Below are 16,224 nucleotides of genomic sequence, written 5' to 3'. Positions count from 1 at the left end.
AAAGCTTGATAAAAGAGCTAAATTTATACGCAAAATGCGGATTTTGAGAGTAAAATCAGAAAAATTCTTTGAAAGGAAGTTAAATGAAAACTACATCTTTGGCATTAGCCGGCTTGCTTTTCGCGTCTGCGCTGGGCGCAAAGGAGTTCGTATCTATCGGTACGGGAGCGATGACGGGCACGTATTATCCGGTGGGCGGAGCGATATGTCGCCTCGTAAATAAAGACCCGCAGATGAAATGCTCGGTGCAATCAACCGGCGGCTCGGTCTATAACGTAAATAACGTGCTAAAAAAAGAGCTAAATTTCGGTTTCGTCCAAAGCGACGTGGTTTATGATAAATTTAACGGCGTGGGTAAATTTGAAGGTAACGGCGATCAAAACCTACGCGCCGTCGTATCGATCTACCCTGAGCTTCTCGCGTTCGTCGTCTCAAAATCAAGCGGTATCGGCTCGATAAACGACCTTGAGGGCAAAGCGATCAACGTCGGCAACCCGGGCAGCGGCAACGAAATGACCGCGCTTGGCGTGTTTAAGGCGTTTGGATTTGACGAGAAAAAGCTAAAACATCACGGCGTACTCACTGCCGGCGAGTGCCCGCACGCTCTAAAAGATAAGAAAATAGACGGTTATTTCTACATGGTCGGCCACCCGACGGCTAACATCACCGACGCGGCAAACTCGCTACCTATCGACATCGTGAACATCGAGGGCGAGCAGGTGGATAAGATGATAGCTGCGATGCCGTATTTCGCCAAAGGCACGATACCAAAAGGCACCTATGAGGGCGTGGATCACGACGTAAACAGCATTGGCGTTAAAGCCGTACTAGTAACCGACAAGGGCATGAGCGACACTGCAGTGGCTGCGGTCGTAAAGGCTATCTTGGATAACTTTGACGAGTATAAGAGCCTGCACCCGGCACTCGCGTCGGTTACCAAAGAGAGCCTAGTAGAGGGGCTTTCTGCGCCTTTGCACCCTGCTGCCGAGGCTGAGTTTAAAAAAGCCGGCATAATAAAATAAACCAGCTTGGCCGCATGGGTTAAATTTGGCCTGCGCGGCTTGTTTTTAGTTTTTGAGGATTTAAAATTTGATGCTTTGCTAGCTTGTTTTCAGGCGGCGGCGAGTTTGCTTTAGCCGCATCAAGCGTCAAATTTTAGATTTGGCTCATACGCGCGTTTTTGATTTGACTTCGTTTGCCGTTTGCAAAATCCGCGTCTTTAGGGTGCTTGGTTAAATTTGCCAATAATTTAATGCACAAAAACGGGTCAAATTTAAAAATAAAGCCCCGATTTATGCGGGCAAAATCGCCGAATTCTAGAAAATTTAAGAGGTCAAGAAAAGAGCAAATATGGATAAAAATCTAAATGAAACGCGAACAAACATCGAGTCGGCGCAGGAAAAGGAGGAGTTCGTCGAGGTAAAGACGCGCGAGATAAACTCGAGCTTTTATATTTATTTTACGAGCATTATCTGCTTTGCGTGGTCGGTTTTTCAGCTTTATATCGCGTATTTTCCGATGAACACGACGATGTCGCGCTCGGCGCACCTTGCTTTTGCTATCTGTTTGCTGTTTTTGCTCTATCCGCTTAAAATTCACAAAAAAGCCCACTCCAGCCTGCCGTTTTACGACATCGCGCTTTGCGTTTTGGGTACGCTAGCCGCGCTCTATCCGCTCATAGAGTTTTACGCGCTAGCGCAGCGTCCCGGAGACTACACGAGCTTTGATATCGTCGTAGCCTGCGTCGCCGTGGTCGTGCTGTTTGAGGCGGGCCGCAGGATCATCGGCCCGGCGCTTCCTATCATCGCAGCTATATTTTTGGCGTATGATTATTTCGGTCAATACATGCCGGACATCATCGCGCATCAGGGCGCTAGCCTAAACAAGCTCGCAGGCCACATGTATCTTACGACCGAGGGCGTTTTTGGCGTGCCGCTGGGCGTTAGCGTCAGTTTTATCTACCTTTTCGTCTTGTTCGGTTCGCTGTTAGAGCGCGCGGGTGCTGGGCAGTACTTTATAAATTTAGCCTTTGCGCTGCTTGGTAAATTTCGCGGCGGACCGGCGAAAGCTTCGGTTATCGCATCAGGACTAACCGGCATGGTGAGCGGCAGCTCCACGGCAAACGTCGTAACGGTTGGTACGTTTACGATCCCGCTGATGAAAAAGGCCGGTCTAACTAGCACTAAAGCGGGCGCTATCGAGGTGGCCGCGGGCGTAAACGGTCAGCTGATGCCGCCTATCATGGGCGCGGCGGCCTTTATCATCGCCGAGTTTTTGGGCCTTAGCTATACAAACGTCATGATCGCGGCCGTGATTCCGGCATTCGTGTGCTATTTGTCGCTGTTTTTTATCGTGCACCTTGAGAGCTGTAAGCTCGGGCTAAAAGGCATGGAGCAGGGCGCAGGCATATCTAAGCTTAAAATTTTCGTGAGCGGTCTGCACTACCTTATCCCGATTTTGGTTTTGCTCTACACCTTGCTAATCGCAAACGAATCGCCGATTTCGGCGGCTTTTAACGCTATTTGCGTGCTATTTTTGATCATCCTTTTCCAAGAGCCGGTCAGAAAGATAGCTCACGGCGAGGACATCGGCAAAGAGGACTTTATCATAGGCTTTGCGGATATATTTTGGGCGATGGTGACGGCGGCTAAAAGTATGACTACAATCGCGATAGCTACGGGTCTAGCCGGTATCATCGTGGGCTCGATCTCGCTAACGGGTGTCGGTCAAGTGCTATCTGAAGTCGTGGAAAATTTAGCCGGCAACAACATCGTGCTCATCCTCTTTCTCACGGCGATAATGTCGCTTATACTAGGCATGGGCTTGCCGACGACGGCAAACTACATCGTCGTTAGCTCGCTAGTTGCGCCTGTGATTTTGTTTTTGGCGCACAAAAACGGCTTTCTCATACCGGCCATCGCGGTGCATCTTTTCGTCTTTTACTTCGGTATCCTAGCCGACGATACGCCTCCGGTCGGCATCGCGGCATACGCTGCGGCCGGTATCGCCAAAGCAAACCCGGTAACCGTGGGCGTGCAGGGCTTTTTCTACGACCTGCGCACGACGATTTTGCCGTTTTCGTTTGTGTTTAACAACAAGCTGCTTTTGATAGAGAGCGTAAACGCCGCCAATCCAAACGACGCCAAAGGCATAGTGTGGATAACAAATCCGCTCGAGATGGCGCTGATTTTCGGTACGGCGCTAGTGGGTATGTTTGCCTTTTCTTCGGCGCTTCAAGGGTATTTCGTTAAACGCGTAAACGTGCTCGAGCGTGCGCTGCTTTTATGCGTAGTGCCGCTAACCTTGGTGCCAAATATGTGCGCTAAATACATCCCGTTTATCGCGAACGAATATATTTCTTACGCGATCGGCGTGTCGCTTTACGCGGCATTATTTGCGTTTCAATGGATACAAAATAAAGCGGAAAAGAGAATCGGCGTAGGCGCTTAAGCCTTCGCTTTTTTATTCTACGATTATTGCTATATCTTAAAATTTAGCCTAGTTTCTTACGTAAATTTAAGCTGGCGTTGTAGTGGGAAAGAAAGATAAAATCGGGTTAAATTTGATCGCCAAATTTAACCCGAGTAAGTAAAATTAAAGTCTTTTTGAGCGTTTTAGATCGCTTGCAAATTGGCATCCGAGGCTATCGCCTATCTTGCACGCTTTTTCAAAAAGAGCGTAAGCCTCTTTAAATTTTTTCTCCTCTAGCAGATACGATCCCGCGGTCGCGCATGAAAAGCCATCGCCAAGCTCGCAGCCTTTATTTAGCAGCGCGCGCGCCTTTTCTTTATCGCTAGACACGTATATGCCGCCAGCACCCGAGCAGGCCTCTTTAGAGCCTAGTTCGCAGCCTTTTTCGTATAGCTCAAGCGCTTTTTTTGTGTCAGGCAGGATATCTTTGCCCAGCTGATAAAGCGCGCCTAGTTTTGCGCAGGCTAGGCCGTTGTTAGCGTCGCAGGCGGCTGCAAATTTCTCGCGAGCCGTTACGAATTTAGAGCTCTCGTAGGCCTTTACGCCGTCCTCAAAATCGCCGCCCAGAGCAAAAACCGCGGCAATTAGCATTAGAAGTTTTTTCATTATCTCCCTTTAAATTAAAAATATTCTATTTTAGCATATTTAAAATTATTTTTTGTTTAGCCGTTGTTCTCGCGTTTTGAAATCAGGCATCAGTCCTGCGATAAAGCCATAAAAGCTTTTTTGGTGGTGGGGGTAGATGAGGTGGGTAAGCTCGTGAAGCACGACGTATTCGACTAGTTCGGGGGCTTTTTCGATCAAATTTAGACTTAAATTTATATAGCCTTTGCGCGAGTTGCAGCTGCCCCAGCGCGTGGTCATTTTGCGCACGACGACGCGGTTTATCTTGCGGTTTACGGCTGGAGCGAATTTAGCTATAAAATGCCCGTAAACACGCCTTGCAAAGTCTTTTTTGTAGTTTTCTAGCGCAGCTAAACTCGGAGCGTAAATTTCGCCGTCAAATTTACGCTCGTCCGATATTTTAAATTTGGCTTCGTCAAGGTACTGGTTAAGCTGGCTAGCGTCAAATTTGCCCTCAAATTTGGCGCCGTAAAGGTGCGGGTCTAGCCCGTCCGAGCTCAAATTTAAACCGTCAAAAACTCCTGAATCGCTTGCAAATCGTATCAAATTTACGCCCTTTAAATTCGGCTCAAATTTGATGCGGTAAACCTCGCCCAGCAGCCTAAACTCGTCCTCGCGCGGTAAATTTGCTAGCGTTTTCTCGTGAGCAGATTTTAGCCAGTCGTAGTGTTTTTGCACGAACTCTAGCGCATATTTTTGCGCGGCGTAAAAGGGCAGCGAGACCGAGATTTCGCCTGATTTGGCGACCTTTAGGCGAGTTGTTTTCACACCCTTTTTAAAATTTAGCGTGATGCCAAATTCGCCGCATTTTACGTAAACGGTTTTTACACGAGGCGTTTTGACTGCCATTTTCTGCTTCTCCAGCGCCATGTGTTTACGAGTCCGCGCAGCCACTCGTCGGCGGTAAATCCGATCCAAACGCCGATGATACCCATGCCCTGCACGATGCCTAGATAATATCCCAGCGGCAGGCTCACGCCCCACATAAACACCGCGCCCGTCATCAGCGGAAATTTAGCATCCCCGCTCGCGCGCAGGGCGTTTACGATGACGATGTTAAACGTTCGTCCCGTCTCAAGCGCGATAGAAAGGGTAAAAAGCGGCAGCATGACGGCCTTTAGCTCCTCGGTTAAATTTAACCGCTCCATGATCTCAAATTTACCGAAATATGCCGCCAAAACGACCGCTAGAGTCGCGACAAAGCCGATGCGAAGCGCGCGGAAAGTGCGCGAGTATGCCTCGTCAAATCTCATCGCGCCGACTAGGTGGCCGACGATGACTTCGTTTGCGACGCTGATGCTGGCTCCGCAAAGTAGGATCAAAAGCGTGATCTGAAAGTAAATGGTCTGCACGTTTAGACTAGCCTCGCCCATGCTCGCTACAAAGCCGAAAGCCACCATATACTGCGCCATCCAGAGCAAATTTTCGCCCGCGCTCGGAAGCCCGACGGATAAAATTTTACGCAAGATCGCAAACGGCAGGCTAAATAGACGCTTGAAGAAAATATTAACTTTCGCGTAGCGAGTCAGGATCAAAAATAGCACGATAATGCCCACTAGGCGCCCCACGACCGTCGATACCGCGACGCCGTAGAGGCCGTAGTTGGGTAGTCCCAGCCAGCCAAAAAGCGCGATGGCGTTGCCGCAAAGAGTGATGACGTTCATAAGCAAAGAAACCAGCATAACGGCGGTGGCGAAGTTATAAACGCGAAGCACGGCTGCAAGCACCATGCCGATACCGTCAAAGGCTAGCGCGATACCAAGCATATGCAAGTAGCCAAAACTCTGGGCGCGAAGCTGCTCAGGGACGTTTAAAAGCTCTAAAATCTCAAATCCGAAAAAGTAAATAAAAACCGCGCTGCCAAGGCCGATGATCGTATTAAACGTGATGCTGGCGTGCACGACGTGTTTGGCTAGGTTGTGATTTCGCGCGCCTAGAGCCTGCGCTACCACGACTGAACAGCCCACGCTAAGGAAGCTAAAAATGGTCATAAAAAGATCCATGATTTGATTGCCCGCGCCCATGGCGCCGACTAGATGGACGCTGACTTTCGTCACCATGTAGGTGTTTATGATGAGCGTAACGAAGTGCAAAAACATATCTAAAAATATCGGGATAGTGAGCTTTTTGAGCGATAAATTCATAATTTCTCTTTTGTAACGTGGATTTTATGACGCGCGATTATATCCAAATATAAATTTAAAGCGTTTTAAGGCGGCGCTGCGTGCTTTGCGGGCGAGCGGGCATAATCTTTTTATTAGCTTAATCAAGTATAATTGAAAAAATTTAATCTAAACGGATATCAAATGCACAAAACAAATTTCACGTCACGCTGGGCGTTTATCATCGCTTGCGTGGGCTCGGCTATCGGTATGGCCAACGTCTGGGGGTTTCCTTATAAGGTCGGTACGAACGGCGGCGGCGCGTTTTTGCTCGTTTATCTGTTTTTTATCGCGATATTTTCCTACGTGGGGCTTTCTGCTGAGTACGCTATCGGCAGACGCGCCAAAACCGGTACGCTAGGCTCATACGAATACGCTTGGAAGAGCCGAAACTGGGGTACTTTCGGTAAAATTTTAGGCTGGATACCGCTGGCTGGCTCGATGTGTATCGCTATCGGCTACGCAGTCATCATTGCATACGTTTTAAAGGCGCTATTTCAGGCGGTTACGGGCTCGCTGATGACCGTGGATACGAACACTTGGTTCGAGTCCTTTGCGCTTTCGTCCTACTCGGTCGTGCCGTTTCACTTTATCGTCGTTGCAGGCACGCTATTTACGCTATTTTTCGGCGCGCACAGCATCGAAAAGACAAATAAAATCATGATGCCGCTTTTTTTCGTGCTATTTTTTATCCTCGCTATCAGAGTGGCGTTTTTAGACGGGGCCTTTGGCGGGTATAAATTCGTCTTTCACAGCGACTGGGGCAAGCTAGCAGATCCTATGGTATGGGTAGCGGCGATGGGGCAGGCCTTTTTCTCGCTATCTATCACGGGCTCGGGTATGATCGTTTACGGCGCGTATCTATCAAAGGACGAAGACGTCGTCGATAGCGCGCAAAAAACGGCGATCTTTGATACGATCGCGGCGATGACGGCGGCGCTTGTTATGCTGCCTGCGGTATTTGCTTACGGTATGGATCCTGCGGCGGGGCCTGGGTTACTTTTCGTAACGCTACCTAAAATTTTACAAGACATGCCGGGCGGTCAAATTTTCGCGATTATTTTATTTACGGCTGTGATTTTTGGCGGCGTGACTTCGCTGCAAAATATGTTCGAAGCAGTCGCCGAGTCGATAATGCACAAATTTCCTAGCCTAAAGCGCGGCGTCGTGCTTATCGCGCTTTGCATAATATGCTTTGGCATCGGCGTAAATATGGAAGCCATAACCAGCTGGGGGCCGTGGATGGACTTTGTATCGATCTATATCATCCCTATCGGCGCGGTGATCGGTGCTGTGTCGTGGTTTTGGGTCATAAAAAAAGAAGAGATCATGGACGAGATCAACACGGGCGCGGCAAAAAAGCAAGGCGCGTTTTGGTATTTTACCGGCAGATATATCTACGTACCGATGGCGCTTACGCTTTGTATCATCGCGCTTAGCATGCATATCTCGTTTTAAAGGGGAAGATAGTGGAAAAATATACATTTTCGGATTTAGCGTATGATGTTTTAAATAATAGCCGTGAGCCGCTTAAGTCTCAAGAAATTTGGCAAAAAGCAGTTGAATTAGGTTTTGATAAGAAGCTGAATTCTGGCGGTATAACACCTAAGGATAGTTTGGCTGCACTGCTTTATACTAATGTAAAAAAACAAGATTCAAAATTTATTGCACTTTCTCGTCAGCCGACGAGATTTGGACTAAAGGGGCGTAAATATCAAGAAATTGCAGAATCAAAAAAAGAAATTGATTCGGAAAATTGTGTAGCATTGGAGCAAAAGGTAAAAAAAGACAAATTTAAAGAACGAGATTTGCATCCTTTGCTTGTAAAATTCTTGCTTGAAAGCCCATTGTTTGATGTATATGCTAAAACTATCTATCACGAAAAAAGTATCAAGGAAAAGGGTGGTCAAAATGAATGGCTACATCCAGATGTAGTTGGTGTTCATTTTGGTTTTAATGATTTTGCGAAAACCTCTTTTGACCTACTCAAAAAACTAAATGTTATAAATCATAAACTTTATTCTTTTGAAATTAAAATTTCACTTGATTGGTCAAATCTCAAATCATCGTATTTTCAAGCTGTTTCAAACTCAAGCTGGGCTAATGAAGGATATTTGGTAGTATTTGATTTTGATGAAAATGATGAGATCATGCAAGAGCTAAGAAGACTAAATGCGAATTTTGGCATAGGACTTATAAAGCTCGACACTGAGATTTTAAGCTCAAAAATTTTAATTGCATCAAAACAAAGGCAAATTGATAGTGTTACACTTGATATTTTGACGGAAAAAAATCCAAATTTTAAAGAATTTTTGGACGACATTGTTAAAGATATTCAGATAAACGAAGTTGGCGGCAAGATTGCTGGGAATTATGATGATGTGTTTGATGATGAAGAAATACAAAAACATATAAAAGATAAAAAAATGGAAACTAATGGCATTAATTGATTTAATCGACGTTAGTAAAAAATTCGGCCCCAATGAAATTTTAAACAAAGTAAGCCTTAGCGTAAACGAGCGCGAGCGTATCGCTATCATCGGCAAAAACGGCAGCGGCAAAAGCACGCTGATGAAGCTAATCGCGGGCGCGCTAGAGCCTGATAGCGGCAGGCGTATACTGCAAGGCGGCGTAAAAGTAGAAATGCTCGCGCAAAATCCCAAATTTGACGATGCGGCTACCGTAAAAGACGCGCTAAATTTGGAGCTAAAAGAGATATTTGATGCGCGTGAAGAGTATGCCGCGGTGCTAGAAGCGCTCGGACGCGACCCGCAAAACAAAGAACTAAACGCGAGGCAAGACGAACTAATTAAATTTATCGAGGCAAAAGACGGCTGGCAGATCGAGCGCAAGATCGAGCGCGTGCTGGAGGAGTTTAAGCTAAAAGAGTACGAAAACCGCGCTGTCGCAAGCCTTAGCGGAGGTGAGATACGCCGCGTGGCTCTGGGCGCACTGATACTTAAAAAGCCCGATATTTTGCTGCTTGACGAGCCTACGAACCACCTTGACGTTTATATGGTGAGATTTTTAGAGGATATGCTAAAAAGCTCGCGCCAGACGATAGTTTTTATCTCGCACGATCGCTATTTTATCGACGCGCTAGCAACTAGAAGCGTCGAGATCGAGGAGGGCGCGCTGGCGTCTTTTGACGGCGGTTACGCAAACTATCTAGCTAAAAAAGAGGAAATCCTAGCCAGCCTAGCCAAATCTCACGAGACGCTGCTAAAACAGCTAAAAGCCGAGGAAGAGTGGCTACGCAGAGGCGTCAAAGCGCGTCTAAAGCGCAACGAAGGGCGCAAAGAGCGAGTGCTAGCCATGCGCGAAGAGGCTAAGAAAAATCCTGGCGTGATACGCCGCGTTAGGCTCGAGCTTGAGCGCGCGAGTAAAAATTTTAACCAAACGCAAAGCGTAAACCGCAAAAAAATGCTCTTTGAGATCAAGCAATTAAGCAAAAATATCGGCGGCAAGCAACTTTTTTCGGGTTTTAACGCGCGCGTTTTGCAAGGCGAGCGTATCGCGATAGTCGGACGAAACGGCAGCGGCAAAAGCACTCTTATTAAAATTTTACTCGGGTTTGAAAAGCCTAGCAGCGGCGAGATCAAGCGAGGCGAAGTGCGAGTGGGGTACTTTGATCAGTCTCGAAGCGCGCTAGATGACGACAAGAGCCTTATTGAGACCTTTTGTCCAAACGGCGGCGATCACGTCATGGTGCGTGGGCGAAATATGCACGTCTACGGCTACCTTAAAAATTTCCTATTTCCGAAAGAATTCCTCGATAAACCCATCGGCGTGCTAAGCGGCGGTGAGAAAAACCGCGTGGCGCTGGCTCTGCTTTTTAGCAAGGAGTACGACGTACTCGTGCTTGACGAGCCGACAAACGACCTAGATATCGCTACTATCAACATCCTTGAAGACTATCTGCAAAGCTTTGAGGGCGCCATAATCATCGTTAGCCATGACCGATACTTCGTCGATAAGATCGCGCACAAACTCTGGGCATTTGAGGGCACGGCGATCGAGGTGCTACATCAAGAATACAGCGTCTATCTCGAGCTAGAAGACGAATTAGCCGAGCTTGGTAAATTTGAAGCAAGCCTATCAAGCGAAGCCGAGCAAGCGCAAAAACAAAAGAGCAAAACAAGCGCGAAGCTAAGCTACAAGCAAACGCAAATTTTATCCTCGCACCCAGAAAAAATCGCCGCGCTAGAGGCTAAGATAAAAGAGCTAAACGCGGGCCTTAGCGATCCTAAAATCTATCAGCAAATCGGCCTAACCGCGCTTTATAACGATCTAGAAGCGGCAAAAAGCGAGCTGGAGACGCTTGAAAACGAATACTTTGAAGTTTTAGAAATCGCCGAAAATTTGGATCAAATTTGAAAAAATTTACCAAAATCGGCAGGGTCGGCGGGCTATACACGAGAACGATCAGGCTAAATGAGGCCGTCGCAGTGAGTTTTGAGGTTGGCGGTCAGAGATTTAGTGGGACGTTTTCGCCGCAAAAATTTGATCTAGAAACGGGCGATCTAGTCAAGATAGAGTATGAAAAAGACGGCTTTTTAAACAAAATTCTTACCTTTGAGACGCTTGCTAAAAATAACGAAAACGCGAGCAAAAGCGCAAAATTTTTAAACATTTTTGCCTTTGTTTGTTATGTTTGCATTAGCTTGCTGCTATTTAGCGGGATAGTGACCTTGCTTGCTACGAGCGGCGGCGAATTTAGCTTTGGCGACATTACTACGCTTGCTATACTTTGTACGACTTGCTATCTTGCGGTGAGTGCGGCCGTGTCTAAATTTAAAATTTTGAGGCATTTTGCATAAAATTTGAGTTCGATAAACATTAGAGCTTCTAAAAATAGGCGGCACTTTGAAAGATAAAAAACCTATACTACTTTGCTTATTTGCGCTTTTTGCCGTGCTTTTTACGGTATTTTTCATGGTTTACATCGCTAGCTACGAGGAGGAAAACGAATTTACCCAGATAGGCAGCAGCGAATTTTACGCGACGCCGCAGGGCAAAATTTACGCGCTCATCCCAAGCGGAGGCAAATTTGAGCTAAAAGGCGTGCGGGCGGATAAATTTAAGGTCCTTGCGCCAGGCGGTTATCGCGGGCGAAACGTCGGCATGGGCGAAAATGCCGTCTACTGCGGCAATCTAGTCATGATTGGGCTTGATCCTTCTCGCGCTAGGGCGATTGGCAACGGATATTTCACGGACGGCGAGATTAGCTATTTTTGTAGCGACGTAGGCGGGAGAAACTACGAGTTAGGCGGCTTTAGCGAGGCGGTTCAAACTATGGCGTACGCGATACTGGGCGCTGATAAACCGCAAAGCTATATCTATAAAACCCAGCGCGTTTCTAGCGTAAATTTAGCCCCTATTTTAGATTTCGGTTTCGCCGCGGAAAAAGCGGCTTTGGGCGGCGAAGGCGGCAAGGTGTATTTTGAGGGCAGGCAGCTAGAGGGTGCAGACGCTAGGGCGCTAAGATACGTGCTAGACGTGCGCGGACGAGCTAGCGATTTTTACGTCACGGACGGACGAAACGTCTATTTTAAAAGCTCTCGGCTCGCAGTCAAATTTACCCCTGAGCTACACGAGACTGCGTATTTTGGCGGCGTGCACTATCTTTTAGAGCCCTCTAGCGGCGCGGTTTATGCAGATGAGCATGAGTTTGCGTCCGAATTTGCGCCTTATTCGCTACCCTTTGGCGTCTCCGGCGCGCACGCCTATCATCTACTTTTTCGCGGCAAAGGCGGGATTTACTTTTGGGAGCGCGAAAGCGGTGAGCTAAAACGCGCGGCGGCGGATCCGTTTACGGGTGAAATTTCGCCGCTTGCGGGTAGCGTTTTTATCAGCGGCGGACAGACTTATTTTGTGCAGAGCCGCGAAGTGTGGCACAGAAATAAGAGCGGCAGGCGGTTAGGCTCGCGCCATACGGAGCTTTTTAGGCTAAAAACGAGCGAGCAATGGCGCAAAATAGGCCTCGTTCGCAACGGCGTATACGGCGCGGTTTATGCAAACGGCGATAAAATTTACTATTTTGACGCGATGGGGACGGGGCAGCTCATAGACTCTAGCGTCTACGAGATCGCGGATACTGCCGTCATAGAGGTCTTGACGCGGCCGTATGACCCGCGCGGCAAAAATCTGAGCGGCGAGGATATCCGCAAGATGATAAAAGACGAGCGGCTCGTACCGGCGCAGGGCGAGCTCGTTTTTGAGGCGGTTACTAGCTATGACGGCGAGGAGAGGTATTATCTTTGGATATTTTTAGGGGTTGCGATTTTAGCGGCGATCGCGGGCAAAGCGTACGAGTATAGAAATCGCGCAAAAGCGGTAGAAAACGAAGTCGCGACAAAACCTCGCGGCAAGTTAAAATTTAGACGGTAAATTTGCTTAAAACGCTCAAATTTGACGCTGTGCTCGCCGCTAGCAAATTTTAATCAAATTTTCGCTAAAATCGGGTCAAATTTAAAAGGAGTGCAAATGAAACTGGGAAATTTTTCCGCAAACTCAAGCCTAAGCAATCAGTACCTAGAACAAGCTCAAAACAACAGCGCAAAAGCCCTAAATAACATCTCCGCACAGCGCGCTCTAAGCGGCATCGACAGCGCAAATCTGGCTATCGCAGATTCGCTTCGCTCTCAAAGCTCCACGCTAGAGCAGGGCGTCGCAAACGCAAACGACGCCATCGGCATCCTACAGATCGCAGACTCCACGCTAGCAAATATCACTCAAAGCGCCGACCGCATCGGCGAGCTATCGGTGAGATATAACGGCGGCATCCTAAACGCCGATCAGCAAAAGATGATAAAAAGCGAGGCGGACGCTCTAGTGGGCACGATGAGTGAGAGCACGCAGCAGGCGAGTTTTAACGGTAAAAACGTATTTGGCGGGCAGATGAGCTTCCTAACCGGCAACGGTACGGCGAGCGTAAATTTAAACGCGCCCGATTTTAGCGGTATAGACGTGAGTAACGGCGAGAGTGTGAGCAAATTTATCGGTAGCGTAAACGCTCTGCGAGGTGAGATCGGCGCGGCGCAAAACGGCATCATCTCGGGCATCAACGCGAGCCTAACCAAAAACGTCGCGCTAAGGCAAAGCGAGTCGCAGCTACAAAATAACGACATCGCTAAAAATCTAAGCGCTTTTAAGCAAAACGACCTGCAAGCAAACGCCGCTATCCTCGCGCAAGCGCACAATACCGCAAGCTTGCAAAGCCAGTTTAACAGGCTTTTGGGCTAAATTTAGCTAAATACCGCTTTAGCCGCTACGCTCCTTGGCGGCTAAAGCTCTTTTGTTTTCTATTTAGACTTTGGCGATCTGATCGCACATTGCAATCGGTCAAATTTACCTAAACCCTCCACATTAGCTTTGCTAGGATTATCATTATGACGCACAAAACAAGGGCGATGACGTGCGAGTATTTGCCGAAGGGATCGGGCTTTTTAAGCTTATAGACGAAAAATAGCGATATCGCCGTGATTAGGCACATTAGTCCCAGCACGCCGATCTTGGTCGCGAGTAAAATTTGAAACGGACTACCGAGCCATCCATTCTCTCCGCCAAAATAATCCTTCGCCATATAAGCGCCGCTAATAATCAGCAGCAAAAACGCCGTACCGAATACCTTTGCGCTGCCTTTGGTGTAGGATTTTTTGACGCGAGCGAGGGTATCTTCGTCTACGTGCTTTTTTGCAAACGGAAATATACAAACGTCGAAAAATACGTAACCGACGAAGGCGACGGCGCTCAAAATATGAACGATCAAGAAAAATAGATACATTTAAGACCTTTTTTGTTTGATTATATTTAAATCGGTCGTTTAAACGGATGATTTTGATTAAGGATTGTGCTGAAAAAAGGGCTAAATTTTATAAAAATAAGCAGATGAAAACTACATGGGGTCAAATTTGGATTGGGTAAATTTGAGATAACGAATTTAAAGATTTATAAAAAACCGCCCGTCAAATTTAACGGGCGGAGTAAATTTAAGGGCATGTAAAAACGCCGAAACCTTAAATTTAAGCTTAAAGCCCTCGCAGAAACAAGGGCTAAATTTTTACTCGACTTCGGCGTCGATGACGTCGTCGTCTTTTTTCTTGCCGCCGTTTGCTTGCTCGCCAGCAGCACCGTCTTTTTTATACATCGCTTCGGCTAGCTTGTGGCTGGCTTCGCTTAGAGTTTTGACCTTCGCGTCGATCTGCTCTTTGCTCGCGTTTTCGTCTTTTAGCGTCTCTTTTAGCTCATCAAGTGCCTTTTGGATGCGCTCTCTATCCTCGGCAGGTATTTTCTCGCCTAGCTCATCAAGGCTCTTTTGCGTTTGGTGCGCTAGCGCGTCGGCTTGGTTGCGAGCCTCCACCGCGTCTTTGCGTTTTTTGTCGTCCTCTTTGTGCAGCTCGGCGTCTTTGACCATGTTGTTGATCTCGTCTTCGCTTAGACCGCTTGAGCCTGAGATCGTTATATTTTGGGCTTTGCCTGTAGCTTTGTCTTTAGCAGAGACCGTTAGGATGCCGTTGGCGTCGATGTCAAACTCGACCTCGATCTGCGGCACTCCGCGAGGAGCGGCAGGGATACCCTCTAGGTTAAACTGACCCAAAGACTTGTTGTCGCGGGTAAATTCGCGCTCGCCTTGTAGTACGTGGATCGTAACGGCGCTTTGATTGTCCTCGGCGGTTGAAAATACCTGATTTTTCTTGACCGGGATAGTCGTGCCTTTTTCGATGATTTTCGTCATCACGCCGCCTAGAGTCTCGATACCTAGGCTTAGCGGAGTGACGTCAAGTAGCAACACGTCCTTCACGTCGCCTTTGATGACCGCACCTTGGATCGCCGCGCCGATAGCTACGACTTCGTCCGGATTTACGCTTTTATTTAGCTCTTTGCCAAACGCCTTTTTGACCTCTTCTTGAACTAAAGGCACGCGCGTCGAGCCGCCCACCATGACGATTTCTTTGATATCGGATTTGCTTAGGCCGGCGTCTTTTACGACCTCGTTTATCTTGGTGATCGTTTGAGCGACCAGATCCTCGATCATACCTTCAAATTTAGCCCTAGTTAGCGTCTTTGTAAGGTGTTTAGGACCCGTAGCATCAGCGGTAATAAACGGTAAATTTATCGTCGTTTCTTGAGCCGAGCTTAGCTCTTTTTTAGCCGTTTCAGCCGCCTCTTTTAGGCGCTGCATAGCCATCACGTCGGTTTTTAGATCGATGCCCGAGTCGCTTTTAAATTCGCTCGTTAGCCAGTCGATTAGGCGGTTATCGAAATCATCGCCGCCTAGGAACGCGTTACCGCCGGTAGCTAGAACCTCGACCACGTTATCGCCGGTTTCTAGTACGGTAACGTCAAACGTACCGCCGCCCAGGTCGTAAACCATGATCTTTTCGGACTCTTTTTTATCTAGGCCGTAGGCTAGAGCCGCCGCAGTAGGCTCGTTTATGATACGAAGCACGTTTAGTCCTGCGATAGTTCCCGCTTCTTTAGTCGCTTTTCTTTGGCTATCGTTAAAGTATGCAGGCACCGTAATGACGGCGTCTACGACGGTTTCGCCCAGGTAGCTTTCCGCATCCTCTTTTAGCTTCATTAGCACTTTGGCCGAGATTTCTTGCGGAGTGTAGACCTTGCCCGCGATCTCTATAGCGCACGCGCCGTTTCTATCTACGACGTGGTACGGCAGCCTAGCTTTAGCCTCCTGCGCATTTTTCTCGTTGCTCATTAGACCCATTATTCTTTTGATAGAGTAGATGGTTTTTTCAGGGTTGGTTACTGCTTGGCGTTTTGCGCTATCGCCTACTAAAATTTCACCCTTATCCGTGAAAGCTACGACCGAAGGAGTCGTGTTTTTGCCTTCTTTGTTCGGGATTACCTTGCTCTCGCCTCGCTCATACACGCTTACGCATGAATTCGTCGTTCCTAGGTCTATGCCTATTACTTTTGCCATTGTTGATCCTTTTTACTAAATTTTTAT

General features: G+C 47.6%; 13 protein-coding genes. 8 read left to right on the top strand and 5 right to left on the bottom strand.

From position 1 onward, the window contains the following. Window positions 1-83 precede the first annotated feature (83 nt). Both EE116_RS08735 and EE116_RS08730 read left to right on the top strand, forming a co-directional pair. On the top strand, window positions 84-1,022 hold the full coding sequence (locus EE116_RS08735; protein WP_122874082.1) for a TAXI family TRAP transporter solute-binding subunit: 939 nt from the start codon (window positions 84-86) through the stop codon (window positions 1,020-1,022). A 328-nt stretch (window positions 1,023-1,350) separates the two neighbouring features. Further along, a complete protein-coding gene (locus EE116_RS08730) occupies window positions 1,351-3,450 on the top strand; it encodes a TRAP transporter permease (RefSeq protein WP_122874081.1) in 2,100 nt (699 codons plus the stop codon). Window positions 3,451-3,594: 144 nt separating this feature from the next. Here EE116_RS08730 and EE116_RS08725 read toward each other — a convergent pair whose 3' ends face one another. Genes EE116_RS08725 through EE116_RS08715 form a run of 3 tightly spaced genes read right to left on the bottom strand, consistent with a single transcriptional unit; the run spans window position 3,595 to window position 6,239 of the window. Next, window positions 3,595-4,077, bottom strand: coding sequence for a tetratricopeptide repeat protein (locus EE116_RS08725; protein ID WP_122874080.1), 483 nt, complete (start codon window positions 4,075-4,077; stop codon window positions 3,595-3,597). Window positions 4,078-4,122: 45 nt separating this feature from the next. Then, window positions 4,123-4,944 (bottom strand): M48 family metallopeptidase, encoded by an 822-nt coding sequence (locus tag EE116_RS08720; protein WP_122874079.1) that lies wholly within the window; start codon window positions 4,942-4,944, stop codon window positions 4,123-4,125. Next, entirely contained in the window at window positions 4,920-6,239 is a 1,320-nt protein-coding gene (locus EE116_RS08715) for an MATE family efflux transporter (protein ID WP_122874078.1), read from the bottom strand. The genes EE116_RS08720 and EE116_RS08715 overlap by 25 nt, the downstream gene beginning before the upstream one ends. Before the next feature lie 162 nt (window positions 6,240-6,401). Between EE116_RS08715 and EE116_RS08710 the strand changes: the two genes are divergently transcribed. From EE116_RS08710 to EE116_RS08685, 6 genes are all read left to right on the top strand, one after another. Beyond that, complete coding sequence (locus EE116_RS08710) at window positions 6,402-7,715, top strand: sodium-dependent transporter (protein WP_122874077.1); 1,314 nt, start codon at window positions 6,402-6,404, stop codon at window positions 7,713-7,715. Between the two features lie 8 nt (window positions 7,716-7,723). Further along, the gene (locus tag EE116_RS08705; protein WP_122874076.1) at window positions 7,724-8,707 is read left to right on the top strand and encodes an HTH domain-containing protein; all 984 of its coding nucleotides are present in this window, start codon (window positions 7,724-7,726) and stop codon (window positions 8,705-8,707) included. After that, entirely contained in the window at window positions 8,694-10,634 is a 1,941-nt protein-coding gene (gene abc-f, locus EE116_RS08700; RefSeq protein WP_122874075.1) for a ribosomal protection-like ABC-F family protein, read from the top strand. Before EE116_RS08705 ends, abc-f begins: the two co-directional genes overlap by 14 nt. After that, entirely contained in the window at window positions 10,631-11,077 is a 447-nt protein-coding gene (locus EE116_RS08695; RefSeq protein WP_122874074.1) for a hypothetical protein, read from the top strand. The genes abc-f and EE116_RS08695 overlap by 4 nt, the downstream gene beginning before the upstream one ends. Window positions 11,078-11,123: 46 nt before the next feature. Then, window positions 11,124-12,647 carry a DKNYY domain-containing protein gene (locus EE116_RS08690; protein WP_122874073.1) on the top strand — a complete coding sequence of 508 codons (1,524 nt, stop codon included), beginning with the start codon at window positions 11,124-11,126 and terminating at the stop codon, window positions 12,645-12,647. Between the two features lie 96 nt (window positions 12,648-12,743). Then, complete coding sequence (locus EE116_RS08685; RefSeq protein ID WP_163028049.1) at window positions 12,744-13,502, top strand: flagellin; 759 nt, start codon at window positions 12,744-12,746, stop codon at window positions 13,500-13,502. 109 nt (window positions 13,503-13,611) lie between these two features. Here the strand turns inward: EE116_RS08685 and EE116_RS08680 are convergent, their stop codons facing one another. After that, window positions 13,612-14,043, bottom strand: coding sequence for a trehalose-6-phosphate synthase (locus EE116_RS08680; protein WP_122874071.1), 432 nt, complete (start codon window positions 14,041-14,043; stop codon window positions 13,612-13,614). Between the two features lie 276 nt (window positions 14,044-14,319). Beyond that, complete coding sequence (gene dnaK, locus EE116_RS08675; protein WP_122874070.1) at window positions 14,320-16,197, bottom strand: molecular chaperone DnaK; 1,878 nt, start codon at window positions 16,195-16,197, stop codon at window positions 14,320-14,322. Window positions 16,198-16,224: the final 27 nt, after the last annotated feature.

The organism is Campylobacter showae (assembly GCF_900573985.1).
Classification (GTDB): domain Bacteria; phylum Campylobacterota; class Campylobacteria; order Campylobacterales; family Campylobacteraceae; genus Campylobacter_A; species Campylobacter_A showae_E.
This window is presented reverse-complemented; position numbering and strand designations above follow the sequence as displayed.

Excerpts from the sequence above, each read along its gene's own strand:
- EE116_RS08680 (WP_122874071.1), bottom strand. The coding sequence starts at position 14,043 with ATGTATCTATTTTTCTTGATCGTTCATATTTTGAGCGCCGTCGCCTTC.
- EE116_RS08725 (WP_122874080.1), bottom strand. The coding sequence starts at position 4,077 with ATGAAAAAACTTCTAATGCTAATTGCCGCGGTTTTTGCTCTGGGCGGC.
- EE116_RS08710 (WP_122874077.1), top strand. The coding sequence starts at position 6,402 with ATGCACAAAACAAATTTCACGTCACGCTGGGCGTTTATCATCGCTTGC.
- dnaK (WP_122874070.1), bottom strand. The coding sequence starts at position 16,197 with ATGGCAAAAGTAATAGGCATAGACCTAGGAACGACGAATTCATGCGTA.
- EE116_RS08685 (WP_163028049.1), top strand. The coding sequence starts at position 12,744 with ATGAAACTGGGAAATTTTTCCGCAAACTCAAGCCTAAGCAATCAGTAC.
- EE116_RS08720 (WP_122874079.1), bottom strand. The coding sequence starts at position 4,944 with ATGGCAGTCAAAACGCCTCGTGTAAAAACCGTTTACGTAAAATGCGGC.
- EE116_RS08715 (WP_122874078.1), bottom strand. The coding sequence starts at position 6,239 with ATGAATTTATCGCTCAAAAAGCTCACTATCCCGATATTTTTAGATATG.
- EE116_RS08730 (WP_122874081.1), top strand. The coding sequence starts at position 1,351 with ATGGATAAAAATCTAAATGAAACGCGAACAAACATCGAGTCGGCGCAG.
- EE116_RS08735 (WP_122874082.1), top strand. The coding sequence starts at position 84 with ATGAAAACTACATCTTTGGCATTAGCCGGCTTGCTTTTCGCGTCTGCG.
- abc-f (WP_122874075.1), top strand. The coding sequence starts at position 8,694 with ATGGCATTAATTGATTTAATCGACGTTAGTAAAAAATTCGGCCCCAAT.